This is a genomic window from Marinomonas transparens, from assembly GCF_016463975.1.
GTDB lineage: Bacteria > Pseudomonadota > Gammaproteobacteria > Pseudomonadales > Marinomonadaceae > Marinomonas > Marinomonas transparens.
In genome coordinates this window covers 63,634-88,758 of sequence record NZ_JAEMNX010000014.1, presented here as the reverse complement: position 1 = coordinate 88,758, position 25,125 = coordinate 63,634, and the positions used below count along the sequence as shown (strand labels likewise).

Here is a 25,125-nt window from a genome sequence, read left to right as displayed (position 1 = left end):
TGGTGAGCCGTCAACATCAACACTTTCGCAATTATCGCCAAGAACAAAAGCTGACTCAGCAGAGGGTTTTTGCCGCCGCTATTATGGTGCTTTTGTTAGCTGGCGTGCTGATGGCTCGTTTGTTTTATTTGCAAGTGATTGAGCATAAACTGTATCAAACTAAAGCTGATGATAACCGCGTGATGTTGGTTACCGAACCGCCGCCAAGGGGGTTGATATATGACCGTCATGGTTTAGTGCTTGCCGACAATCGTCCTATCCACAGTTTAACAGTGACCCCAGAACGCGTTTCTAACTTTACTGAACTCAAGAAAACCTTATCTAATGTGATCGATATTAGTGATGCTGAGTGGGAAGACTTCAAAGAAAGACGTAAAGAGTATCGACGTCCTTATCAATCCATTACCTTAAAGTCCCAGCTAACCGATGAAGAATGGGCAAAGGTGGCGGTTGATTTATATAAATTGGACGGTGTTCAGGTTGAGGCGCAATTAACACGTTATTATCCCTATGGTGATGCTTTTGCTCATGCTGTTGGGAATGTAGGGCGAATTACTTCAAAAGACCTTGAGCGAGTCGACAAGCTGGCTTATCAAGGGGCTTTGTTTATAGGTAAAACAGGGATTGAGGAATATTACGAGACAACCTTGTTTGGCCAAACAGGTATTAGTAAGGTTGAGGTAAATGCTCGTGGTCGCATTATGTCCGAACTGGAACGGAAGAATCCAACCCCAGGGCAAGACGTTAACCTCTATTTAGATGCAAGGTTACAGCAGTACGCCTATGATTTACTAGGTGATTATACTGGCTCTGTGATTGCTATAGACCCTAATAATGGCGGTGTTTTAGCTCTGGTTTCCAAACCAGGTTATAACCCTAATCTATTTGTTCGTGGTATTTCTGTTGAAGACTATTCTGCGTTACGCAATTCGAAAAAACTTCCCTTATTTAATCGTGCCCTTCGTGGTGGTTATCCACCAGCATCTACAATTAAGCCTTTTATGGCCTTAGCTGGTCTTGAGTATGGCCATGCCTCGTGGCAAGAGCGTTATTTTGCTCGTGGCTATTATCAAATTAATCCCGATGGGCGTCGTTACCGTGACTGGTTGCGAACAGGTCATGGTTGGATAAATTTAGAACGCTCTATTATTGAGTCCGTTGATACCTATTACTATCAATTATCTAATAAGATGGGCATTACACCGATTCATGATTTCTTGTCGCGTTTTGGTTTTGGTAAGGATTTGTTATTGGACTTGAATGGTCAGAGCCGAGGCCTGTTGCCTTCTAATGAATGGAAAATGGCCAAGTATAACGAGCCATGGTATCCGGGGGATTCTGTTAACGTTGGTATTGGCCAAGGCTTTATGGTCGCGACGCCTATGCAAATCGCTGCGGCTACTTCAGCATTAGCAGCTCGTGGGCATTATTTTGACCCTCGTATGGCAAAGACAATTGGAGATCAACCTGCTCAGTTTTTGGATGGTTTAGGTGGCGAGCGAGAAATTGTTCTTAAAGATCAGCGTAACTGGGAAAAAATGGTTAATGCTATGCGTAAGGTAATTACAGACTCTAAAGGAACGGCAAGACGTTTACGAGGAACGGATTACTCTATTGCGGGGAAGACGGGGACGGGGCAAGTCTTTAGTCTACAAGAAGATGAAGAGTATGACTCGGAAAAACTTGCTAAACGCCTTCATGATCATGCTTTGTTTATAGGGTTTGCTCCAGCAGAGAAACCTAAAATAGCTGTATTTGCGATTTTTGAAAATGGTGGTAGCAGTTCTAAGCCTGCTGATTTATCTAGGGCGTTATTTGATGCTTATTTATCTGGGAAATACCCTAAGCGCTATGACTATCTAAAGGGGCCAAATCATCATGACTGATAATAGCTTGTATCGTCGTGTGGTTGCTTTTAGTAATGCGCGGTTATGGAATCTAGTGCATATTGACGTGCTCTTGATCGGCTCTTTACTTTTGCTGATCGGAGGTGGTTTGGTGGTGCTTTATTCTGCCTCTGGGCAGGATGTGGCTATGGTTGAAAGGCAAGTTTTCCGGTTGGTGATAGGGATGGGAGGGTGTCTTATGCTTGCCCAGCTTCCTCCTAAATATATGCGTCGAGCTTCTCCTTTGTTGTTTACCTTTTTGGTGTTGTTATTGGTTGGTGTTTTGTTATTCGGCGTGGGGGCAAAAGGTGCTCAGCGATGGTTAGCCTTACCCGGAGGTTTACGTTTTCAGCCTTCTGAAATTATGAAAATTGTGATGCCAATGATGATAGCTTGGTATTTTTCTGATCGGCCGTTACCACCAAAGTTTAAGCAAATTGTGATGGTATTGGTGCTTATCATGGTGCCAGTTCTTATGATTGCTAAGCAGCCCGATTTAGGTACCTCCTTACTTGTGGCTGTTTCTGGCATATTTGTTTTATTTTTAGCGGGTTTAGGCTGGCGTTATATTCTTGGTTCCGCCGCTTTAGCGCCTATTGCCGGTTATGTTTTATGGCAGGTGATGCACGACTATCAGCGGCAACGAGTATTAACTTTTTTAAACCCGGAGAGTGATCCGCTAGGCTCGGGCTGGAATATTATCCAGTCGAAAACTGCGATTGGTTCTGGAGGCCTTTATGGTAAAGGTTGGATGGAGGGAACGCAGGCACAATTAAACTTTCTTCCAGAGAGCCATACTGATTTTATTATTGCGGTGTTGGGTGAAGAGTTTGGCATGATTGGGTGCGGGGTTTTGATACTTGCTTATCTATTGGTTATCGCCCGTGGCTTGTATATCGCAGCGATGGCTGAGGATAATTATGCTCGCCTTTTAGCAGGAAGTTTAACTCTAACCTTCTTTGTGTATATGTTTGTAAATATTGGCATGGTGTCAGGTATTCTGCCAGTTGTTGGGGTACCCTTACCCTTGGTGAGTTACGGTGGAACTTCAATTATTACAATAATGGCTACTTTTGGCATTTTAATGTCGATACAAACACACAAAAGAGCAAGGTAATGATAATAAAACAAGCGATAGGAATATTGTTGGTGCTTGGCTTAACTGCCTGTAGTACGACAGATCATTCAAATGAGTCTTCATATTTGGGCGTGAGTAATTCATTGCTCGAGGAGATGCCAGAAGAGTGGGCCGACTCCTATGCTGTGAACCCAGAAGTACAAGCTTTTATTAGTAAAATGGTCGCTAATTACCATTATGATCGCTCTACCTTAGAGCTGGCTTTCTCGCGTATAAAAGTTCGTCCTAAAGTCATTGAAAAATCAAACAATCAACCAGAAGTAATTACACCTTTTTATCAATATCGTACTCGTTTTGTTTCTGATTCTCGTATCAAGAAGGGGCGTGAATTTGCTAAACGCAATGCGTCTTGGCTGCGTAAGGCTGAACAAGAATTTGGTGTTGAGTCGCGAGTGATTGTGGCTTTGATTGGTGTCGAAACCTTTTATGGGCGAGTGACAGGGTCGACCGATATATTTACTTCTCTGACAACATTGGCTTTTGATTATCCTCGTCGAAAAGACTATTTTCAAAGTGAATTACAGGCCTATTTATTACTAGTACGAGAAGAAAATTGGGACATTGGTGCGACAAAGGGGTCATACAGTGGTGCCATGGGGATGGTGCAGTTTATGCCGAGTAACTATCGTAAGTTAGCAATAGACTATGATGCTGATGGCCATATTAATTTGTGGACGTCTGAAGCGGATGCGATCGGTAGTGTGGCTAATTATTTACAGCATCATGGTTGGCAAAAAGGTCAACCTTGGTTTGTGATGGCGCAAGTTGCCAATCCAGAAAAAATCTCTGAGCGGGTTAATGAAGGTCGATCTCCAAGTAGAAGTATAGCGGATTGGTCTTCTTTAAATGTTTTACCGACAGAAGCGTTTGTTTCACAAGAAGCCGGCTTGATTGGCTTAAGAACGGAATCTGAAAAAGTTTCCTATTGGCTCGCTTATGAGAATTTTTTCACCATCATGGATTATAATCCTAGTAGACGTTATGCCATGTCTGTGTTGCAACTTGCTGAAAAAATAGGAAATTATGAAGATAGTTAATATATGCTTTCTTGCTGGTATCAGTTTGTTGTTACTAAATGGTTGTATGAGTACCAGTCATGTACTTGGCAAGGACGATATAGATTATGAAAAAGCATCTGGTGGCGGTCGTTATTCTATTTTACAAGATCATGCCCCTACAGGTGATATCAAGGTAGATCATTTGCCTGATCTGGTGCCCAAGTGGGAACCTAAAAGCCGTGGCGGTAACAAAAAGTCTTATGAAGTATGGGGTAAGACATATTCGGTGATGGATTCTGCAAAGGGTTATGTCGCAGAAGGTACGGCATCTTGGTATGGCAAAAAGTTTCATGGTCATAAAACGTCAAATGGAGAAAAGTATGACATGTATGGTTTTTCTGCCGCCCATAAATCGCTTCCTATACCCACTTATCTTAAGGTAACTAACCTTGATAATAAGCGGACTGTTATTGTTCGAGTAAATGATAGGGGGCCGTTCCATGGTGATCGTTTGATTGATTTATCTTATGCGGCAGCAGCAAGGTTGGGGTATCACAAAAAGGGGTTAGCTAGGGTTCGAATCGAAGCTATTGTACCAAGTAAAGGAGAGGTTTATCGACCTACTACTGAAGCTGCACCGCAGAAAGTAGTGGTAAATACACCAGAAGCTTTACCTGCAATTCCTTCTGATGTTTCAGCAGAATTGTCTTTCACTCATTTACAGTTGGGGGCCTTTAGCGCAGAAGAGTCGGCAGATCGTTTAAAAGGGAAGTTATTCGAAGCTTTTGATACGGATATTAAAGTACTGGTGAATAAGCAAGAAGATGGTCTTTATAAAGTGTTAGTAGGGCCATATTCAGATGCTAATGAGTTGCTAAATTGGCAAGAAAAGCTCGATCAAGCTGGCTTTAGTCGGCCTGTTAGGGTTGTTCTGTTGCCTTAGCAAAGTATTTATGAACTAGAGAATTATTGCTTGCTCTAGTATTATCCACACATATTTTTATAGATGACATTTTTGAGTATGAAAAGACTGCTAGTTATTGTATCCCTAGTGTTTGGTTTGATTACCAATCCACTGTTTGCTGCCCCTTCACTGATTCCGGCACCGCCGCAATTGTCTGCTAGTAGCTATATCTTAATTGATGCCTATACTGGCGATATATTGGTTGAGCATAATGCTGATCAATCAGTACCACCAGCCAGTCTAACAAAGCTAATGACAGCTTATATTATGGAATATGAGCTGGCTCGCGGTAATTTATCTTTTGAGGATAAAGTCACTGTTAGTGAAAAAGCATGGCGTATGAAAGGTTCGCGCATGTTTATCCGAGAAGGGACGCAAGTTTCTGTGGAAAACCTAATGCGTGGTATTATTATTCAATCAGGTAATGATGCCAGTGTCGCTGCCGCTGAATATGTGGCAGGTAGTGAGTCGGCTTTTGCTGATTTAATGAATCAACATGCGCAATTGCTTGGTATGAAGAACAGTCATTTTGTTAACTCAACTGGCTTTCCTGCTGACAATCATTTTTCTAGTGCTAATGATATTGCCAAGCTAGCACGTGCGACTATTTTGCAGTTTCCACACAATTATCCTCTTTATTCTGAAAAATACTTTACCTACAACGATATTCGCCAACCGAACCGCAATAAACTCTTGTGGAGAGATAAAACGGTTGATGGCTTGAAAACAGGCCATACTGAAGCTGCTGGCTACTGTTTAGCCGCCTCTGCAGTAAGAAACGGCACACGTTTGATTTCGGTCGTGATGGGCGCTAAATCTGATGAAGGTCGTGCTGTGGAATCGCAGAAATTGCTCGATTATGGTTTTAGGTATTACGAAACTCGTAAGCTATATAGCCGTGGACAGGTCGTTAATAATGCCCATGTCTGGGGGGGGAGTCAGTCTAATGTAAAAGTGGGGTTTGCTGAAGATGTGCTTGTTACCATGCCTCGTCAGCAAGGTACTTCTATTCCTGCAACGTTAGATATGCATAAGGAAATTGTTGCGCCAATTGCTGTTGGTGATGTTCTAGGGACGATTGTGGTTGGAACGGAAGGTGATGTCCTATTAGAGCGTCCTGTTGTTGCTCTTGAGGCTGTTGAGGAAGGCGGTTTCTTCAAGCGCTTGTTTGATAATATTAAACTTTTCTTCACTAATTTGTTTTAAGCCCCAAGGGGCCAAGTGGTAATTTAATGGCGTTAATTACAAAAGAGGGTGATCAAGCGGAAACAGCGGTTGATGCCCCTAAAATAGAGTTTCCTTGTGAAAACTATGTGATAAAAGTAGTGTCTCTTGACCTTGATGGTAGTTATGCTCAAATTGTTGAATGCATGACGAGCCATGCTCCTGAAATGGATCCTAATGCAGTCGCTATTAATCGTTCTAGTAAAGGGCGATTTGCTAGTTATAGCTTTCGAATTGTTGCTACTAGTGAAGAGCAATTGTCTGCTTTGCATAAAAGCCTTATGTCAATTGATGCTGTTAAGATGGTTATGTGATGACACCTGACCTAATTTGCCGTGATTTGGGCCTGGTTGAGTACTCAGAAACTTGGGAAAGCATGAAAAGCTTTACTCAAACTCGATCAAAAGAAGAGGCAGACGAAATTTGGTTGTTGGAGCATCCTCCCTTATTTACGCAGGGGCAGGCGGGCAAAGAAGAGCATCTTTTAGCACCGGGTGATATTCCCGTCATTCAAGTCGATCGTGGTGGTCAGGTTACCTATCATGGCCCGGGGCAATTAGTGGCTTATGTATTAATTGATCTAAAGCGTCTCGGTATTGGGGTTCGTGATCTCGTTAGTGTATTAGAGAACACAGTTGTGGCCGTGTTAGAATCGAATCATATTAAGGCTTATGCTAAGCCAGATGCGCCGGGTGTCTATGTGAATGAACAAAAAATTGCTTCGTTAGGTTTACGTGTACGCCGAGGCTGTTCATTTCATGGCTTGGCTTTGAATGTAGATATGGATCTCACTCCGTTTAATCGTATTAATCCATGTGGCTACCAAGGCTTGAAAATGGTTGATATGAAGCATCTGAACAAGCATGTTATCTTATCAAAAATTAAGATTCAGTTGGCGAACCAGCTGGCTGAATTACTCGGATATGATCATCCGACTATCCAACAAGGGTGGAAATAAAATGACAGCAGAACGCAAGCGCGTTGTCCAAGGGGAAAAGTTACGTGGTGCCGATAAAATGGCGCGCATTCCCGTGAAAATTGTACCTACGGAAGAAATTCCTCGTAAACCTGATTGGTTACGGGTTCGTGTCCCTGCTTCGCCAGAAATTGCGCGGATTAAAAGCACCTTGCGAGAGCATAAACTGGCCTCTGTTTGTGAAGAGGCAAATTGCCCTAATTTAGGTGAGTGTTTTAGCAACGGTACTGCTACTTTTATGATAATGGGGGAGATTTGCACTCGCCGTTGTCCTTTTTGTGATGTCGCTCATGGTCGTCCTAATGCGTTGAGTCAAGACGAACCGAAAGAGTTGGCGGCTGCGATTCGCGATATGAAGCTTAAATACGTTGTGATTACGTCTGTTGATCGTGATGACCTTCGTGATGGCGGTGCTCAACATTTTGTCGATTGTATTCGTGAAACCCGTATTGAAAGCCCAAATATTGAAATAGAAACCTTGGTACCTGACTTCCGTGGTCGGATGGAGGTTTCTTTGGATATTTTACAAATTGCCCCGCCAGATGTTTTTAATCACAATTTAGAATCAATTCCCCGTTTATATCGTCAGGTAAGGCCGGGTTCTGATTATCAGTGGTCTTTAGATCTATTGAAAAACTTTAAAGACAGATGCCCAGATGTACCGACAAAATCGGGCTTAATGGTAGGAATGGGCGAAACCTTTGAAGAAATCGTTGAGGTGCTCAAAGATTTAAGAGCTCATAATGTAGATATGTTGACGATTGGTCAGTATTTACAACCTTCTAAACATCATTTTCCAATGGCGCGTTTTGTACCACCAGAAGAATTTGAGCGTTACGAGCAAGTGGCGAAAGAGCTCGGTTTTAAACATGCGGCATGTGGGCCCTTGGTTCGTTCTTCTTATCATGCAGATAAGCAGGCTCACGGTGAGCGGGTGTCTTAATTAGTAAGCTATAAAAGAAGCGGTGTTGGGACTATCGTCCCATCACCGCTTTTTTTTTGAGTTTTATAGTGTGAGTTGTGAACGTGGAAATGTTTCAAGCAGTGATAAGGGCAGATTGATTGTCTGAGTTGAAGTAGGCTATCAAGATGACTATCTCTAGTTTAGAAAATACATTATTGGCAAAAAAATGCCCGCGTTTGGCGGGCATAAAGCTCTACTGTGCTCAGGAGGAAAACTAATAAAGAGATCGTCTTGGGTTCTGCTATGACAAATAAGTAAGCGGATTTTGGTATAGATAATTGTACTGATAAGTACGGTTCGCCCTTTTACTGACCTTTTTAAAAACCTTGTTAGGCAATCTCTTATCATCTAACTATAGTCTTAAATTTGACTTTATGAGCAAATATTTTATTTTGCAGCGATGAAGTTTGTATTGGGGAAGGCTCGAATAAGCTTTTTTGTTTCATAGCGGATTAAAATTTTGTTATTCGTTCCTTTTTCAACTTAGTAATAGAGGCATTATGGATCTATTTAGTTACCCAGAAAAAGCACCTTATTTCGCTGTTAGCTTGTCCAGTAAATTAATATTGAACGATATGATTTATCGTATTATGACGGATAAGATGTTGGACTTAGCCAAAGAACAAGCTGACTATCTTGGTGCCGAGTGTGCTTTAAGTGAGACAGATATGGTGGTGACTTATTGGCAGACTCGACAAGCGGCGGAGAGCTGGTTGGATCATGAGATGCATCGTAAAGTATTGTCTATCGCTGAGCAGTTTTGGTACGAAGGTTATTCGTTGAAATTGTTTGAGGTGCTTTCTGAGCGGTCATTTGTACAAACGAATAAAAATATACATGCTTCGCGTTTCCCGCGTATCGTTACAGAACGAGGGATTTTAACCGTCTTGAAGGAATCTCAAGCCCACCTTCTACATGACTATGTTAATCAGGAAAAAGCGTTTCTTGCTCCTTGGGAGCCACTTAGGAGCGAAGCCTATTATTCTTTCGAAACCTGTCAACTTCGGGTTAAAGAGATGCGACGTGACTTTTTGGAAGATAAGGGGCTTGTGTTGTGTTTGCTTTCTCCTGATGAAAGCAAAGTGATGGCTTATAGCAATTATACCAATATTATTCGGGGTGTTTTTCAAGCTTGTAACCTCGGTTACAGCTTGCGAGAAAGTGAACAAGGCAAAGGTATTATGCTAGAAACCCTGAGTGCTGGTTTAGACTACCTCCATAAAGAATTAAAGATTAATCGAATTCAAGCGAATTATATGCCCAGAAATGCCAGAAGTGCGGCAGTACTAAAAAAATTAGGTTTTGAGAAGGAGGGCGTGGCGAAGGACTATTTGAAGATTAATGGGCGCTGGGAAGACCACATTATCACGGCTCAAGTAAAGCGCTGAGTGTTATCATTTATTTGCACGGGTGAGGACTAGAACACGACCTTTTTCCGCTGGAGAGGTGGTTACCGTTAAGGTGGTGACGCTTTCTGTATTGGGGTTAAGTATGGCTCTTGGGGTTCTTGTGGTGATGATTTTTCCTATCTCTGGACAAGCTTGTGGTGTGCCCTTGCCGTTATTGATAAAAACTTGGCCGTTTAAAGGTTGTAGGTATTGGTTGGCTGCTTTCTGGTAGTAAAGCGTTTCTTTGTAGTAGGGCGGGTAGAGTTCGATTGCTATATAGCCTGAGTCACCTTGCCAAAGTGGCCAGGTTTTAATGCCGTTACGTCCAGAGACGAAGTTCACTGTTCCCGACGAAACTTTTTTTAAATTGTCTAGGCTTTTACTTTGGTCACTAGCCTTGAAGCGAATCAGGCAAATTTCAATAGACGCTTTTAATAGAGTGACAATATTGACGGTATTTGCCTCTAACCAGACACCTTGATGTTGCTTGATTACCCTGTCTTGCTCATCTTGTTTTAGATAAAGCTCACCTTTCAATACGAACAAAAAGGTATTCGCTTTATAATGATAGAAGCGTGTTGGCGTGTCGTCCTGAAAGAGGTGCTCGTGAGAAATATTGAGGTCATTCTGGTTATGAATAATGATACGCTGACTGGATTGTCCAAGGTGATATTGAATAGGGTAGAGAGAATGTGTGTTGGACAAGTTCGCCATGCTGCACCTTTAATTTATAAACTTATATATTGAAGCATGAGAATGCCAACCTTTCCATGATAATCTTACTTCGACTGTTGCAGGTCGTTGGGGTGTTTCTTTATAGTATTCCCATCATAATGTTTAGCAAATCTGTGTGTGTTGAAAATTCACCCACCCAAACGATAGTAGAAGGAAAGATTCCTTGAGCGAGTTGTCAAATTTTGAGTCTAATGAAACCCTTTCATTAAAGGACTATACAGAAAAAGCGTACTTAAATTATTCCATGTACGTCATTCTAGATCGTGCCTTGCCACACATTGGTGATGGTTTAAAGCCAGTGCAACGGCGTATCATTTATGCCATGAGTGAGTTGGGACTGAAAGCCTCAGCTAAGTATAAAAAATCTGCTCGTACTGTGGGTGATGTACTTGGTAAGTTTCACCCCCATGGCGACAGTGCATGTTATGAAGCCATGGTTCTTATGGCCCAACCTTTTTCTTATCGTTATCCGCTGGTTGACGGCCAAGGTAACTGGGGGGCACCGGACGATCCAAAGTCTTTTGCGGCTATGCGTTATACCGAATCTCGTTTGTCTAAATACGCTGACGTTTTACTGGGTGAAGTAAGCCAAGGGACGGTGGATTGGGTGCCGAATTTTGATGGCACATTACAAGAGCCTTCTGTATTACCGTCTCGTTTACCTAACTTGTTACTTAATGGCACAACGGGTATTGCGGTGGGGATGGCGACAGATATACCGCCACATAATCTACGTGAAATAGGTGGTGCCTGTATTCACTTACTGAATAATCCCAATGCTGATTTAGATGAGTTGCTTAATTATGTGCAAGGGCCAGATTTTCCTACAGGTGGAGAGATCATTACGCCGAGAAGTGACATCGTTAAGCTATATGAAACGGGCAAAGGTCAAATTAAAGCCAGAGCGCGCTTTGCATTAGAAGAAGGCGAAATCGTTGTTAATGAGTTGCCTCATCAAGTTTCTGGTAGCAAGGTATTAGAGCAAATTGCCGCGCAAATGCAGGCGAAGAAGCTTCCTATGGTGGTGGATTTACGTGATGAATCTGATCATGAAAACCCCACGCGCCTAGTCATAGTTCCTAAGTCTAATCGTGTTGATATTGATTCTGTGATGACGCATCTTTTTGCGACTACTGATTTAGAAAAATCCTACCGCGTTAATATGAACGTGATTGGCTTGGATGGTTTGCCTCAGGTGAAACCATTAAGAAGTTTTCTAGCCGAGTGGTTGCGCTTTCGCATTGACGTTGTACGTCGTCGCTTGCAATTTCGCCTTGATAAGGTGGTGAGCCGCTTACATATTCTTGAAGGCTTATTGATTGCATTTTTAAATATCGATGAAGTGATTGAGATTATTCGCACGGAAGAAAAGCCCAAAATTGAGTTGATGTCTCGATTTAGTCTTAGTGATACTCAAGCTGAGTCAATTCTTGAACTTAAACTTCGTCACCTTGCCAAGCTTGAGGAAATGCGAATCAAGGGAGAGCAGGACGAACTGGAGAAAGAGCGTAAGAAGCTTGAAGGTTTGTTATCTTCAGACCGCAAGTTGAAAAAGCTGATTACAGAAGAAATTCAAGAAGCAATAGACGCTTTTGGTGATGATAGGCGAACGCCTATTGTGGCACGTAAAGAAGCTCAAGCCTTTAGTGAAGAAGATCTGCTTTCAAATGACCCAATTACTGTCATTATCTCCAAGCAAGGTTGGGTGCGTGCTGCAAAAGGTCATGATATTGATGTGAATGGGCTGAGTTATAAGTCTGGCGATGAATTTTTGATTAGTGCAAAAGGGCGTTCTAATCAAACTTTAGTATTGCTGGCATCGAATGGCCGTACCTATTCAATTAAAGCTCATACGTTACCTTCTGCCCGTGGACAAGGTGAGCCGATTACAGGACGAATCACTTTAGAAAGAGAAGTGACCATTGTTTCAGCAGTACTGGATAGTGAGGATGCCCATTATCTGATTGCTTGTGATGCAGGTTATGGCTTTGTGGCGCAGCTTAAAGACTTATACGCGAAGAACAAAGCGGGTAAGGCAACATTAAGTCTTCCTAAAGAAGCACGGGTGATGCCTCCAGTTCTGGTGGAAAATCCAGAATTTGGAAGAGTAGTTGCAGTTTCTAATGAGGGTCGAATGCTGGCCTTTGATGTTGCTTCTTTGCCGAAAATGGCAAAAGGTAAGGGTAATAAGATGTTGAGTATTCCAAGTGCTCGTGCGGCAGAGAGAGAAGAATTGCTTGTCGCCATGGCATGTGTCCAGCCAAATGATCTTTTACTGGCCTATGCGGGTAAACGTTTTATGTCTTTTACAGAGAAAGATCTAGAAGATTATTTGGGCGAGCGTGGTCGAAGAGGCTTGAAGTTACCGCGAGGCTTCCAACGAATTGACTCCTTTGACGTTAAAGTCGGTGAAGGAAAAGTGTCAAAAGGCGAAATAAGCAAGGATCAGGATCTATTTTCAGAATAGACTATAAATTGCAATATTCGATTAATAGGCTAAGTTCTAGAGTGAGGGGCGGCTTACATTAGATCTGTAGTTTTCATATTGCACTTACTTTTAACTGTGGGTGCACTTCTAGTAAAGGAGAGGGTGAAATGAAAGGTAGTCAAAAAGTAATAGACAGTTTAAATAAGTTATTAGCCAATGAGTTGGCGGCGATTGATCAGTACTTTATACATTCTAGAATGTATGAGGATTGGGGGTTGGGCAAGTTGTATGAACGTCTTGATCATGAAATGGATGAGGAAAAACAGCATTCGGATTGGTTAATTAAGCGCATTTTGTTTTTGGAAGGTGTGCCATGTATGACTAATCGTCGTGATCTTCTGATTGGAGCGGATGTTCGCTCTATGATGGAAAATGATTTAACGCTAGAGCTTGAAGTGGTGACTTGTGTTCGTGAAGTAATTGCTGTGTGTGAAGCTGAAAGTGACTATCAGACTCGCGAAGTATTAGAGAAATTGTTGTTTGATACAGAAGAGGATCATGTCTATTGGTTAGAGCAGCAGCTTGGCTTGATGGAAAAAATTGGTATGCAGAATTATTACCAATCACAGATGGCTAGCTAGGGAGGCTTTATGAAAGGTGATCGTAACGTAATTGCTAACCTGAATAAGGTGTTAGCCAATGAGTTGGTTGGTATCAACCAATATTTTTTACATGCGCGTATGTTTAAAGATTTTGGTTTTAGTGCACTAGATAAAGCAGATTATAAAGTCTCTATTCAAAAAATGAAAAATGCAGATCGATTGATCGAGCGTATTTTATTTTTAGAGGGGTTGCCAAATCTTCAAGATCTTGGTCGTCTTCGTATTGGTGAAAATAGCGAGGAAATGATTGCTGCTAATTTGGAGTTTGAACTAGATACTTTGCCAACACTAAGAACGGCGGTTGATTTGTGTGAGCAAAAACTGGATTTTATGAGCCGAGATGCGCTTGAAAAAATTCTGGAAGAGCAGGAAGAGCAAATTGACTGGCTGGAAACTCAGCAACATTTAATTGCTTCATCTGGCATTGAAAACTATCTTCAGTCACAAATGTAAAGACTAGTCGGGGGTAGTTCGTTTTACTAAATATAAGTGGCTTAATCTTAAGCTACCTGAACTTGGGTTTCTGCAATTTGCAGAAGCTCATTGTTCAGTATTTTCTTGGCACACTGACAGCACTTTCCACATTGGCTTCCAACGTTGAGTTCTTGATAAAGCTCGCGCAGGGTAGTCGCCCCTTGTTGAATAGATTCTTTTACTTCTCTATCCGTAACGCCGTTGCAAAGACACACATACATAAATGAAAATCACTCTTACTAATATTCTTACCGTTTCAGTCTAGTAAGAATGTGAATGATTATCAACATGTATTTGTTTATTTATTTTCCAAGTTTGATAGTTTTTGTTGTAATTGGATATTTGTACGGATGAGCGCCTACTTTCATCCGTACAAAAAGAAGGTGAATGGATTATTGTTCTTTTTGTGCTATGTCGGTTAATACCTTGAGGAAAGCTTCGGGGTCATGGGCACCTTGAATCATATATTTATCATTAATCACATAGGTGGGTACGGATTTGATATCTAGGCTGCGTAGGTGTTGTAGTTTTTTATTTGTGAGCTTTTCTGCTTGTAGAGAGAGAGCATAATGAATATCACTGTCTTGCATACCAATACTGAGGGCAGCCTCTTTCAGTATGCTTGTTAAGCCTATGTCTTTTCCGCTCGTGAAGTAAGCATGATATAAGGCCATGACAAAAGGCGTTGCTAGGTCCGCTTTGGTTGCGGCTAAAACAAATTGATGGCTAATTTTGGTGTTAGGTACTCGGTCCTTGTCTGAAAAATTGAACTGGATACCTGTTTCTATACCAACTTGTTGGAGCGCATGAGTGGCTTCATTGAGTTTTTCTGCACTGCCAAATTTTTCTCCTAGGTAAGTGTCGCGGTCAGCACCTTCTAAAGGCATGTCTGGATGTAATTCGAATGGTTGCCAACGAATGTCTATTTTGTAGTCGTCACCTAGTTGTTCAATAGCTTGTTTGAGGCGTGTATAACCTAAGTAGCACCAAGGGCAAACGAGATCTGAAATGATGTCGATACGCAGATCGGCCATGTGTTCTCCTATAGATAAATTAAATTTTTTTACTTTGGTTAAGTCGTTAGTTGACGCTTAAGGCAATGCATTGACTGATTTCTGTGTAACTACGTCCACTTTCTTGGTGCCAGTGGTTAAAGGCGTTTTGAGCTGCCTTCCAAGCAGACTGAGTATCTCTTCCTGTGGTGATAATGCCATTCTTGCGTAAATAGCCTTCTACATCTTTAGTAAGGAGAAAAGAGTCTTTCCCCATCGCTCTTAAAGTATAAGGTCCAGTATTACCACCGAGCCGTGCGCCGTGTTTTTTTAGATAGGCCCATAAACCAATGATGTCGCTGCTAGGCCAATTGGCGATAAAATCCGTAAAGCTGCCGTGGCTTGTCTGACACTCATTAATCATGATGGCATTTTCTCTAATGGTCATTACTTTGCCAAAGTTTCGTATTATGCGTGTGTCTTTAGCTTTTTCTTCCCACATTTCATCATGAATAAGCAGCATTTTTTCGATATCAAAACCGAAGAATACTTCTTCAAAACCTGGCCATTTATTACGCACTACTTGCCAGTTGATGCCAGATTGAAATACCTTCTGCGAAAATGCAGCTAACCACCTATCATCACTATGTTGGCTTAGTTCTTTCGCTGGTAATGGGTGGTTTAGTTTGCTTTCAAGGGCTTTAATGCCGCCATGACGTAAGGTCGCACGGTCATAAATTGTTTGGAAGAGCTCGTATTGCATGCATGACTCCTATTTTTCTAGGCTGAGTTTATCATAAGCCTTCGCTGGTATAACTTATCTAAACGATATCTTGTTTGGTATTTTAGTGCTGTAGGCTATGTGTTTGTCTTATAATGCGGAGAAAATATTAACCGAGAGAAGTTAAATGACACATTTGAGCGTAAACCTAAATAAAATTGGCTTACTTAGAAACTCTCGTGGCAGAAATTATCCTAACCTGATGAGTATGGCAGAACGCACTTTGGAGCTAGGTGCGTTTGGTATCACGATTCATCCCAGACCGGATCAGCGTCATGCGACCTACCAAGATGCTTATGATCTAAAGAATTTATTGCAGCGCTTTCCAGACCGAGAGTTAAATATAGAAGGCTTTCCTGATTCGCAATTCTTAAGTGTTGTACTAGAAGTCGAACCTGATCAGTGTACCTTGGTTCCAGATGACCCAAATCAGTTAACTTCTGACCATGGTTGGAATGTTGCCCGCGACCAAGACGCATTGCGTCCAGTTATTGCTAAACTGAAAGAGAAGGGGATTCGCGTCGTATTGTTTATGGACCCGGAAGCTGAAAATATGACTTTGGCTAAAGAGATTGGTGCTGACCGTGTGGAGTTATATACGGAAGCTTATGCCAATGCCTATGGAAAAGATGGCTTTGAACAGGTTGTGGAGCAATACCAACAAGCTGCTCAGGCAGCTATTGATGCTGGGCTAGGTGTTAATGCTGGGCATGATTTAGACCTGAATAACATTGAGCCTTTGTGTCGTGCGGGTCGAGTGACAGAGGTTTCCATTGGTCATGCTTTGACCATCGAAGCATTAGATTTAGGTTGGGACAATGTAGTGAAGGCTTATTTGTCAAAACTGGCCTGATAATATGCAGGTAGAAACGCGAGCTTACTGCGAAGTGTGTGGGTTCTTGGTTGTGCAGTGTGTGTGCCGTTGGCTTTCACCTATATCCACGTCTATACAGATTCTTGTTATTCAAGAAGCAAAAGAAGCAAAGCACGCAAAAAATACCGTGTCTTTATTACGACTCGCTTTGCCTCAGGTGACGTGTATTGACTCTGATGATAAGGAAAAACTGCTTAGCACTTTATCTGAGCTAGACTATAGCAAATGGAGATTGGTCTACCCTTGCGAAGGGGCGGTCGACATTGAAACGTTAGATCACGAATCCTCATCTAGGCTCGAAGGCATTATTTTGTTAGATGGGACGTGGCGTAAGGCAAAAAAATTGTATTTAACTGATCCCCTGCTGCATAAATTTAATGCTGTAAAGTTTGCTATGCCGCCAGCTTGCCAATACGATATTCGAAAATCTCCTAATGGGCAGGCATTATCAACTTTAGAAGCTTGTGCTTATGCTGTCGAGCAAATTACAGGGCAGAGCATGCAAGCATTGCGAGATTTCATGGTTTCCTCTCAGCGGTGGCAATGGCGTAAACGGCCATTAGCTGATGATTCCCACTAACCACTTGATAGTAGAGACTAAGTTGTGTCTATAAATAAACAAACAGAAATTGAAGCTGCCGTGTTGCGACGTTTGCTCAAACATTTAGATGATAATAAGTCGGTACAAAATATTGATTTAATGAACTTGGCTGGATTTTGTCGTAATTGTTTAAGTAAATGGTATATGGCAGAGGCTGAACAGCAAGGCGTTAAAGTAGATTATGATCAGGCTCGAGAATATGTTTATGGCGAGCCTTATGACGCTTGGAAAGCTAAATACCAGCCTCCTGCAACGGTGGAACAATTGGCTGCCTTTAATGCGACCTCTGTTAAGTAGTGATCAGTGAGTAGGCGTTTTTTTTCGTCTTTACTCGTTTTAAGCAGAAGCAAACGTTTTGTTTGCTTCTGCTTATTTGCGTGCATAATCCCTCAGATGTGGTTATATGCCGATGTCTCGGATAAATATCGTCAACTTGCTCAACAAGCGGGTGTTACTTATGGTGAGGATGCTGAAAAGCGAATTTTAGCTTGGCGAAGATTAATTGATAGCAGTAAAGATTTGCCAGTCGTAGAAAAGCTTATTGAGGTGAATAATTTCTTTAATCAAATGGACTTTGTTAGTGATATAAGTTTATGGGGTAAAGAGGATTATTGGGCAACTCCTATTGAGTTTTTAGAGGTCCGTGCTGGGGATTGCGAAGATTTTACCATAGCAAAATATTTCACCCTTAGAGAACTTGGCGTACCAGATGAAAAGCTTCGTTTGGTTTACGTTAAAGCATTAAAACTGAACCAGCATCATATGGTACTGGCTTATTATCATAAACCCACCTCTGTCCCCGTCTTGCTCGATAATCTTGATAAGGAATTAAAACCAGCGATAAAGCGCAGAGATTTGCTGCCTATTTATTCATTTAATGCGAACAATTTGTGGCTTTCGAAAGAGCAAGGGCGAGGTGTGTTAGTAGGGGGCTCATCTCGACTGAGCTTGTGGACAGATTTAAATAATCGGCTCGATACCTTTAAAAACTAGGAGTACTGGGATGACACTTTTTCGCCAATTAATGATGACGATTGTGATGATATTCTCACTTATGTTGGTGGTTGTAATGGGAATAAACTTTAATACAACCAAGCAATATTTGATCAATCAATTGGCAACCACGACACAAGGGTCTGCGACTTCACTTGGTATGTCCGTGTCCGATTATATGGCGCTAGAAGATTATGCTGCCGTTGAGAGTAGTATTAATGCCGTTTTTGATAGTGGTTATTTTTCTGAGGTGCGCATTCATGTCTATGCGACAGATGAAGACATAGTACGCAAAAATGCCATGAAGATTAATGGAGTACCTTCGTGGTTTATTCAATCCATTGATTTTGATGTTCCTCAAGCCAGTTCGGTGATCTCAAACGGCTGGAGTGAATTAGGTCAAGTGTATGTTACCGGTAGTGCGGGTTATGGTTATTATCAACTTTGGTTAGCTAGCCGAGATATCTTAATCTCATTTTTAGCGATTGGGTCGATTACTATTTTAATGGGAGGCTTGGCGCTACGCCTATTATTTAAGCCTTTAGCGGAAGTTGAAAAACAAGCGGAAGCCATACAGCAGCGCCGTTTTATTAAGATGTCTAATGTTCCTAAAACACGGGAGCTTAGATCTGTTGTTCTCTCGATGAATCGGATGGCGGAGAAGCTCGAAAAAGAATTTGCTTCTGAAGTGGAAACGGCCCAATGGTTACAGGCAAAAGCTTTCAAAGACCCTGTTAGTGGCCTAGGTAATCGTAATTTCTTTGAAAGCCAAGTGAAGTCCCATTTTGCTGGTAAAGAGCGTTCAGTGGATGGTCTGGTGTTAATCAGTTTAGCGGACCTCTCTAAATTAAATAATGAGCGGGGTTATGAGTCTGCAGATATGTTTATTCAAGCTGCTGGCGACATATTGGCTGAGCAGGTATCACATTTGTCTAAGTCTGCTACGTTAGCGCGTTTATCCGGCGCTGACTTTATTTTGCTGTTACCCAATTTTGATCATGAGCAACTTAAGCAAGCGGTTGACAATATTATGTTGGAACTGTTAGAGCTAAATGCGGCACATATTAGTTATTCTGAACATGTTGCCAATATTGGCGCAGTGACCATTGATAGTCTTGTGGATCGGTCTAAAGCCATGGCGCAAGCGGATGCCTCATTGCGGGCTGCTAAGCTTGAGGGCATGAACACTTGCCAAGTATTTGATCTTAAAACGGGGCAAGGCGTGGCCATTGGCCGAATGACTTGGAAAACGATGATAGAGTATGCCATAGAGCATAAATCCTTTAGCTTGAGAAAGCAGAAAATTTCAACGTTAGATGGGCATCCAGTTACCTTGCATGAAGAAGTATTTGCAAGTTTGGAATACGAAGGTGAAAAATATCACGCAGGCTATTTCATTGATTTGGCTGAGCAGTTTGATTTGGGTGATCAGGTGGATCAAGTCATTATAGGGCGAGCCATTGAATACCTTAAAAAGACCAAGCTTGATGCTCCTTTAGCTGTGAATCTGTCCGCGTCGGCTTATATAAAGCCTTCTTTTGTTGAGTGGCTTGAGCGTACATTAACGGGGCTAGATAGCACAATCAGATCTAAACTGATTTTTGAAGTCTCTGAGCAAAGTGTGTTGGTAACAGAGAAAGAAGTGACTGTATTGGCGCAAATGCTGAAGCAGAAAGGTGTTTTATTTGGCATTGATAACGTGGGTAAGCAGTTTTCTGCTTTCCAATATTTGCAGAACCTGATGCCTGATTATGTAAAAATTGACCCTTCTTATACTCGTATGGCGATAGGAAAAGAATCTGAATCTTTCTTTATGCATACCTTGTGTAAGATGTTTAATAGCTTAAATATAAACGTTATTGCTACTGGTATTGAAAGTGAAAAACAAATTACCGTACTAAAACGTTTTGATATTGTTGGTGGGCAAGGTTTTATGATTGGTCGCGCACAAGATATGTAGATAAATGGTTATATACCTTGTGTGGTTAAGTAAATAGAAGAGAGATGATTTTTATATTAGGGAATCATTGCCGGGGGTGAAATTTTCATCGTCACTAATAAGGCCTTCATCACCACCGTTGTGTACTCCACGTACCCATTTTCTGCTAAGTAGTTTTTTCTGTGCAGCCAGAGGCAATTCGGTAAACTGTATTAGGCGCTTTTCTGCTAGTAGATCGACTAAATCTTCTAATACCCTCATCATCTCACTGTCTGAAGTAGTGAGCATTTCTTGAGTTTTTGTATTGCTTGCAGTGAACTTTTGTTCTAATAGCGTTGCGACTATCGGATCATTGGGAGCAACCAATAATTTGTACTCATCGGATTGTTCTGTTGCAACATCAATAATCTCTCCGCTTTCGTCTACCTTGGCGTATAGCATCTTGATTTCCTTGTGTGTTTTATTTTGTATTAAGTCTGCGCACTATACTTTCCATCTTACCGAATAAGCACTATCCTAGACCAGAGTAATTATAATATAGGCGTATAAACCCTATATTTCTTAAGTATTTAAGGGGTAATTGTAGTATGTCTGACTCCGATATTTCAGGGAAAAAGCCTTTTTCTTCGGCTGAGACTGATATTAAGCCTGAAAAGGGGGATGTTAACAATCCTGAAGAATCAACGAAGGCGCCTGATGACAGTACTTTCAGTGGCTCTAAAGAGCAGTGGAATGTCCAGAGTGCAACATTGGAATATCCCAATCCACTATTAGATTGTTTGGTGTTGTTGAGTAAGTTTTTTCATAACCCTTACACCGCGGATGCTATCGCTGCAGGCTTACCTATTACCGATAATGATATGGCACCGGAATTTTTCCAGCGTGCAGCAAAACGTATTGGTATTAGCTCTCGCTTTGTAAAGCGTCCTCTGAAAAAGATTCCAGACATGGTGCTGCCAGCAGTACTGTTGTTGAAAGATAATCAGGCTTGTGTGTTACTGGAAATTGATCATAAGCAAAATATCGCGAAAATTTTCCGCCCTGAATCTGGTGAGGGTGAGGTTTTTTTACCCTTAGATCTGCTAACCGATAGTTATATGGGGTATTGCTTCTTTGTTCGTCCCCTGTATCAATTTGATAAACGCTCTGAAAAAAGTGATGAAGTAGACAGTAAGAAAGGCCATTGGTTCTGGGGAACCGTGTCTCGTTCTTGGCGTATTTATCGAGACGTTTTTGTTGCTTCGTTGCTGATTAATATTTTTGCTGTAGCAAGCCCTTTGTTTGTAATGAATGTATATGACAGAGTGGTACCAAATAATGCCTTTGACACGCTTTGGGTATTGGCTATTGGCGCTATTGTGGTATATCTATTTGACTTTTTGCTTCGCTCTCTACGGGCATATTTCATCGATATTGCGGGTAAAAAGTCCGATATACTAATTTCTGCTACGATCTTCTCTAAGGTCAATAATATCACTATGGCGGCACGGCCTAAGTCTGTCGGGGCCTTTGCTAAAAACTTGCAAGAGTTTGAAAGTATTCGGGATTTTATCACTTCAGCTTCGATTACGACCTTAGTTGATATTCCTTTCATGTTTTTGATTATTGGGGTGATCTGGTTAATTGGTGGCCCAGTGGGCTACATTCCCATTGTCACCATTGCACTGATTATTTTATTTAGTTTGGTTATTCAAATTCCACTCAAGCGATCTATTGTAGAAAGCCAAAAAACCGCATCGCAGAAAAATGCGGTGCTGATTGAAAGCTTGTATAACGCAGAAAGTGTCAAGCTTAATAATGCGGAAGGCGTATTACAGAAACAGTGGGAAAATGCAGTGGGTAATATTGCTGATTGGGGGGTGAAAACCCGCCAACTTTCTCAGTCATGTTCGTCATTTGCTATGGTGGCGCAACAGCTAACAACCGTGATTATTGTGATTGTCGGGGTTTATCAAATATCCGAAGGCAATATGAGTATGGGAGCTTTAGTTGCATCGGTGATGCTAACCGGAAGGGCGCTTGGTCCAATGGCACAAGTGGCCAGCTTAGCGACTCGTTATAATCAGGCTAAATCTGCTTTTACTTCTCTTAATGAAATCATGTCTTCTCCCGTTGAAAGGCCGGATGATGTGAAATTTGTGCATCGTCCGAAGTTTAAAGGTGAGTTTCAGTTTGAAGCGATTAATTTTTCATACCCTGATCAAGAACAAGCTGCTGTTAGTGATATTAATATTAATATCAGGGAAGGGGAAAAAGTTGCCATTATCGGGCGTATTGGCTCTGGTAAGTCGACTTTAGGTAAGCTGATGACTGGTTTATATACCCCAACTAGTGGCGCGGTACGTATTGATAGTGTGGATTTAAGACAAGTAAACCCAACTGACTTACGGCGGAATATTGGGGCTGTCTCTCAAGACGTAAATTTATTTTATGGCTCTATCAAGGACAATATTGTCATGGGCGTACCTTATATGGAGGATGAAGCCATTATTCGCGCGGCGGATTTGTCTGGTGTGTCTGAGTTTGCTAACCGTAAACCGGGTGGTTTAGATAGTAGTGTTGGTGAACGTGGTGCCTTGTTATCTGGAGGTCAGCGTCAAAGTATTGCTATTGCTAGAGCACTATTATTTGATCCGCCCATTTTAATCTTAGATGAACCTACGGCTTCCATGGATAACACGACTGAAGCAAGAATGAAGCGTCGTTTAATGGAGGCTGTGAAAGAAAAAACGCTTATATTAATTACTCACAAAGCCTCTATGCTAGACATGGTTGACCGTATTATTGTGATGGATAATGGTCGCTTAATTGCGGATGGTCCAAAAGCACAAGTACACGAAGCACTCCGCCAAGGTAAGTTGAAGGTAAGCTAATTATGAGTAACAAAAATTCAGTTTCTCAAAATGATTTAGGGTACCTAAATGATCGTAATGCGGCGCTGATGCTGAAAACCCCTCGAGGGGGGCGCATTATATTATGGGCGATTTTCTTCTTTGTGATTGTTGCCTTGATATGGGCAAATTACGCTTCGTTGGATGAGGTAACTGTGGGTGAAGGAAAGGTGATTCCTTCTAGTCAGGTGCAAGAAATCCAGAACCTAGAAGGGGGGATTCTTAAAGAAATTAATGTATCAGTGGGTCAAACGGTAGAGCGTGACCAAGTGCTGATGACAATTGAAAATACGGAAGCCCTGTCTTCTTTACGCGAGCAGCAAACGGAGTCCTTGAGCTTGCAAGTACGCTCTTCCCGCCTAAGAGCCGAATCTACTGGCGAGTCACCTGTGTTTGATCCTGATATAAGGGCACTTTCTCCTGAACTTGTTAATCGGGAGATGGATTTATATAACAACCGATTAGAGTCACTTAAAACAAATCAACGGGTTTTTCAGCAGCAAATAGAGCAAAAGAAACAAGAAATTGTTGAACAACAAGCTAAACTTTCTAACTTAAGGCAAAGCTTCGAATTATCGACGGAAGAGCTGGATTTAACTCGACCAGCGTTTGAGCAAGGTGCGGTTTCTAGGGTCGAGTTATTGCAACTTGAGCGTCAAGTAAATGAATTGAAAGGGGAGCTGGACGCGACTAAGTTGGCGATTCCTCGTGCTCGGTCTGCTTTAAAAGAAGCACAAAATAAATTGAAAGAAAGCGATGCTAAGTTTCGTGCAGATGCCCAAGAAGATTTAACGAAAGTACAAAATAAGTTAGATCAGCTTAAAGAAACCAATGTTTCGTTGCAGGATAAAGTATCTAGAACGCTAGTGCGTTCTCCTGTGAAAGGGGTGGTGAAGCAGATTCAAATTAATACGGTAGGTGGTGTTATTCGTCCCGGTATGAGTTTGTTAGAAATTGTACCTCTTGAAGATTCTTTGTTGATTGAAGCAAAAGTTCGGCCTGAAGATATTGGTTTTATTAAACCTGGTCTCCATGCTGTCGTGAAGCTTTCGGCTTACGATTTTGCTGTTTTTGGTGGCTTACCAGCGAGTGTAGAAACCATAAGTGCGGATACGATTTTAGACGAAGAAGGTAATAGCTTTTATCAAGTTCGAGTGAGAACAGATAAAAACTTCCTTGGTACAGAAGAGGCACCTTTACCCATCATTCCGGGTATGCAAGCAAGTGTGGACGTGATTACAGGGAAAAAGACGTTATTAGACTATTTGCTTAAGCCAATTTTAAAAGCTAAGCAGAATGCACTTCGTGAGAGGTAGTTACATAAAGTTTGATTTGTGTAGGGGGATTATAACAAATGTTAACACTCATTTTATCTATCATAGGTAAAATCTGGGTACACATTTTGTTTAGCAATAGGTGGGAGTGATTTTGAGAATTTTGTGTTGGAATACAGATGAGACTGTATGGCGTCATTGGAATCGAATTGTAGGTTCTGAGGTTGTCTTAGTTCGTGTAACCCAATGGTCTCAAATGCTTGAAGCGTTGCAGAGTGAAGATGGCTCTTTTCGATACTGCTTTATCTATTTAGACAATGAAAATTTTTCTGAGCGAGTAGAGCTGGTGGTGTCCTTACGGGCTTCCCATCCTCAACAAAAGATGATTGTTTTTCCAAACCAAGCAAGTCAGCAGGCGGCTTTAAGGCTTTTTTCAGTGGGTGTTAGCGGTCAATGCGCTCCTTATATTGGTGAAGAGCAGCTTAAATTAGTTTTGTCTGTTGTAGAATCGGGCGAAATTTGGGGTGGCAAAGCCTTTATTCAACAGTTGATTATGCAATCGGCTTTTGCAATGAACTCGGGTGACGCTGAATTAGATGGATTGTCGGATCGTGAGCAAGATGTTGCTCGGCGGATAGGCAAAGGCTTGTCTAATAAACAAATAGCCAATGATATGGATATCACAGAGCGTACCGTTAAAGCGCATTTAACCGCCATATTTAAAAAGACCAATACGAAAGATAGATTGTCTCTCGCCTTAATGGTGCAAAAATCTCACGCCATGCATTAATCTTGCTTCTTAAGAGTGCATTAGTAGCACGCCTTCTCTTTTCTTAGTTTGTTTTTCTTAGCTGTTATTTTCTAACTCACTTATAAATAAGCTTTTAAAGTGGGTTTTTTGCTTTGTTGTGATTTTATTTTTTGTGTTTCTTTATGGCGCATA

General features: G+C 41.6%; 25 protein-coding genes. 20 read left to right on the top strand and 5 right to left on the bottom strand.

Annotated features, from left to right (window positions below; translation table 11 throughout):
- The first annotated feature begins 2 nt into the window (after positions 1-2).
- The 9 genes from mrdA to I8J31_RS12415 all read left to right on the top strand — a co-directional run bounded on the left by mrdA (position 3) and on the right by I8J31_RS12415 (position 9,538).
- Positions 3-1,886, top strand: a complete 1,884-nt coding sequence (gene mrdA, locus I8J31_RS12455) for a penicillin-binding protein 2 (protein ID WP_199468893.1) — start codon at positions 3-5, stop codon at positions 1,884-1,886.
- Positions 1,879-3,003 (top strand): rod shape-determining protein RodA, encoded by a 1,125-nt coding sequence (gene rodA / locus I8J31_RS12450; protein WP_199468892.1) that lies wholly within the window; start codon positions 1,879-1,881, stop codon positions 3,001-3,003. The genes mrdA and rodA overlap by 8 nt, the downstream gene beginning before the upstream one ends.
- A complete protein-coding gene (mltB, locus tag I8J31_RS12445; RefSeq protein ID WP_233402756.1) occupies positions 3,003-4,061 on the top strand; it encodes a lytic murein transglycosylase B in 1,059 nt (352 codons plus the stop codon). Before rodA ends, mltB begins: the two co-directional genes overlap by 1 nt.
- On the top strand, positions 4,048-4,965 hold the full coding sequence (locus I8J31_RS12440; protein ID WP_199468891.1) for a septal ring lytic transglycosylase RlpA family protein: 918 nt from the start codon (positions 4,048-4,050) through the stop codon (positions 4,963-4,965). The genes mltB and I8J31_RS12440 overlap by 14 nt, the downstream gene beginning before the upstream one ends.
- A gap of 78 nt (positions 4,966-5,043) precedes the next feature.
- Positions 5,044-6,192, top strand: coding sequence for a D-alanyl-D-alanine carboxypeptidase family protein (locus I8J31_RS12435; RefSeq protein ID WP_199468890.1), 1,149 nt, complete (start codon positions 5,044-5,046; stop codon positions 6,190-6,192).
- 26 nt (positions 6,193-6,218) lie between these two features.
- Positions 6,219-6,524 (top strand): YbeD family protein, encoded by a 306-nt coding sequence (locus I8J31_RS12430; RefSeq protein WP_199468889.1) that lies wholly within the window; start codon positions 6,219-6,221, stop codon positions 6,522-6,524.
- The gene (lipB, locus tag I8J31_RS12425) at positions 6,524-7,168 is read left to right on the top strand and encodes a lipoyl(octanoyl) transferase LipB (RefSeq protein ID WP_199468888.1); all 645 of its coding nucleotides are present in this window, start codon (positions 6,524-6,526) and stop codon (positions 7,166-7,168) included. The genes I8J31_RS12430 and lipB overlap by 1 nt, the downstream gene beginning before the upstream one ends.
- Position 7,169: 1 nt before the next feature.
- On the top strand, positions 7,170-8,129 hold the full coding sequence (lipA, locus tag I8J31_RS12420) for a lipoyl synthase (protein WP_199468887.1): 960 nt from the start codon (positions 7,170-7,172) through the stop codon (positions 8,127-8,129).
- 521 nt (positions 8,130-8,650) lie between these two features.
- Positions 8,651-9,538: a GNAT family N-acetyltransferase gene (locus I8J31_RS12415; protein ID WP_199468886.1), complete on the top strand. Its 888-nt coding sequence runs from the start codon at positions 8,651-8,653 to the stop codon at positions 9,536-9,538.
- Between the two features lie 6 nt (positions 9,539-9,544).
- On the opposite strand, the gene I8J31_RS12410 is transcribed toward I8J31_RS12415, so the two are convergent.
- Entirely contained in the window at positions 9,545-10,252 is a 708-nt protein-coding gene (locus I8J31_RS12410; protein ID WP_199468885.1) for a hypothetical protein, read from the bottom strand.
- Between the two features lie 184 nt (positions 10,253-10,436).
- Here I8J31_RS12410 and parC point away from each other — a divergent pair, with 184 nt between their 5' ends.
- The 3 genes from parC to bfr (I8J31_RS12395) all read left to right on the top strand — a co-directional run bounded on the left by parC (position 10,437) and on the right by bfr (I8J31_RS12395) (position 13,816).
- A complete protein-coding gene (gene parC / locus I8J31_RS12405; protein ID WP_199468884.1) occupies positions 10,437-12,740 on the top strand; it encodes a DNA topoisomerase IV subunit A in 2,304 nt (767 codons plus the stop codon).
- Positions 12,741-12,868: 128 nt separating this feature from the next.
- Positions 12,869-13,342 carry a bacterioferritin gene (bfr, locus tag I8J31_RS12400; RefSeq protein ID WP_199468883.1) on the top strand — a complete coding sequence of 158 codons (474 nt, stop codon included), beginning with the start codon at positions 12,869-12,871 and terminating at the stop codon, positions 13,340-13,342.
- A 9-nt stretch (positions 13,343-13,351) separates the two neighbouring features.
- On the top strand, positions 13,352-13,816 hold the full coding sequence (bfr, locus tag I8J31_RS12395) for a bacterioferritin (protein ID WP_199468882.1): 465 nt from the start codon (positions 13,352-13,354) through the stop codon (positions 13,814-13,816).
- 47 nt (positions 13,817-13,863) lie between these two features.
- On the opposite strand, the gene I8J31_RS12390 is transcribed toward bfr (I8J31_RS12395), so the two are convergent.
- The 3 genes from I8J31_RS12390 to I8J31_RS12380 all read right to left on the bottom strand — a co-directional run bounded on the left by I8J31_RS12390 (position 13,864) and on the right by I8J31_RS12380 (position 15,592).
- Complete coding sequence (locus I8J31_RS12390; protein ID WP_199468881.1) at positions 13,864-14,058, bottom strand: (2Fe-2S)-binding protein; 195 nt, start codon at positions 14,056-14,058, stop codon at positions 13,864-13,866.
- Positions 14,059-14,229: 171 nt separating this feature from the next.
- The gene (locus I8J31_RS12385; RefSeq protein ID WP_199468880.1) at positions 14,230-14,871 is read right to left on the bottom strand and encodes a DsbA family oxidoreductase; all 642 of its coding nucleotides are present in this window, start codon (positions 14,869-14,871) and stop codon (positions 14,230-14,232) included.
- Between the two features lie 46 nt (positions 14,872-14,917).
- The gene (locus I8J31_RS12380) at positions 14,918-15,592 is read right to left on the bottom strand and encodes a DNA-3-methyladenine glycosylase I (RefSeq protein WP_199468879.1); all 675 of its coding nucleotides are present in this window, start codon (positions 15,590-15,592) and stop codon (positions 14,918-14,920) included.
- A gap of 145 nt (positions 15,593-15,737) precedes the next feature.
- Here I8J31_RS12380 and I8J31_RS12375 point away from each other — a divergent pair, with 145 nt between their 5' ends.
- The 5 genes from I8J31_RS12375 (at position 15,738) to I8J31_RS12355 (ending at position 20,038) form a co-directional block, all read left to right on the top strand.
- Complete coding sequence (locus tag I8J31_RS12375) at positions 15,738-16,463, top strand: pyridoxine 5'-phosphate synthase (protein ID WP_199468878.1); 726 nt, start codon at positions 15,738-15,740, stop codon at positions 16,461-16,463.
- Between the two features lie 4 nt (positions 16,464-16,467).
- The gene (locus I8J31_RS12370) at positions 16,468-17,064 is read left to right on the top strand and encodes a tRNA-uridine aminocarboxypropyltransferase (protein WP_199468877.1); all 597 of its coding nucleotides are present in this window, start codon (positions 16,468-16,470) and stop codon (positions 17,062-17,064) included.
- A gap of 30 nt (positions 17,065-17,094) precedes the next feature.
- Positions 17,095-17,382, top strand: a complete 288-nt coding sequence (locus I8J31_RS12365) for a DUF1244 domain-containing protein (protein WP_199468945.1) — start codon at positions 17,095-17,097, stop codon at positions 17,380-17,382.
- Positions 17,383-17,478: 96 nt separating this feature from the next.
- Positions 17,479-18,078 (top strand): transglutaminase-like cysteine peptidase, encoded by a 600-nt coding sequence (locus tag I8J31_RS12360; protein WP_199468876.1) that lies wholly within the window; start codon positions 17,479-17,481, stop codon positions 18,076-18,078.
- Positions 18,079-18,088: 10 nt separating this feature from the next.
- A complete protein-coding gene (locus tag I8J31_RS12355) occupies positions 18,089-20,038 on the top strand; it encodes an EAL domain-containing protein (protein WP_199468875.1) in 1,950 nt (649 codons plus the stop codon).
- Positions 20,039-20,089: 51 nt separating this feature from the next.
- On the opposite strand, the gene I8J31_RS12350 is transcribed toward I8J31_RS12355, so the two are convergent.
- Positions 20,090-20,458: a hypothetical protein gene (locus tag I8J31_RS12350; protein ID WP_199468874.1), complete on the bottom strand. Its 369-nt coding sequence runs from the start codon at positions 20,456-20,458 to the stop codon at positions 20,090-20,092.
- Positions 20,459-20,604: 146 nt separating this feature from the next.
- Here I8J31_RS12350 and I8J31_RS12345 point away from each other — a divergent pair, with 146 nt between their 5' ends.
- The 3 genes from I8J31_RS12345 to I8J31_RS12335 all read left to right on the top strand — a co-directional run bounded on the left by I8J31_RS12345 (position 20,605) and on the right by I8J31_RS12335 (position 24,972).
- Positions 20,605-22,890, top strand: a complete 2,286-nt coding sequence (locus I8J31_RS12345; protein ID WP_233402755.1) for a type I secretion system permease/ATPase — start codon at positions 20,605-20,607, stop codon at positions 22,888-22,890.
- Between the two features lie 2 nt (positions 22,891-22,892).
- Positions 22,893-24,224 (top strand): HlyD family type I secretion periplasmic adaptor subunit, encoded by a 1,332-nt coding sequence (locus I8J31_RS12340; RefSeq protein ID WP_199468873.1) that lies wholly within the window; start codon positions 22,893-22,895, stop codon positions 24,222-24,224.
- A 112-nt stretch (positions 24,225-24,336) separates the two neighbouring features.
- Complete coding sequence (locus tag I8J31_RS12335; RefSeq protein WP_199468872.1) at positions 24,337-24,972, top strand: helix-turn-helix transcriptional regulator; 636 nt, start codon at positions 24,337-24,339, stop codon at positions 24,970-24,972.
- Positions 24,973-25,125: the final 153 nt, after the last annotated feature.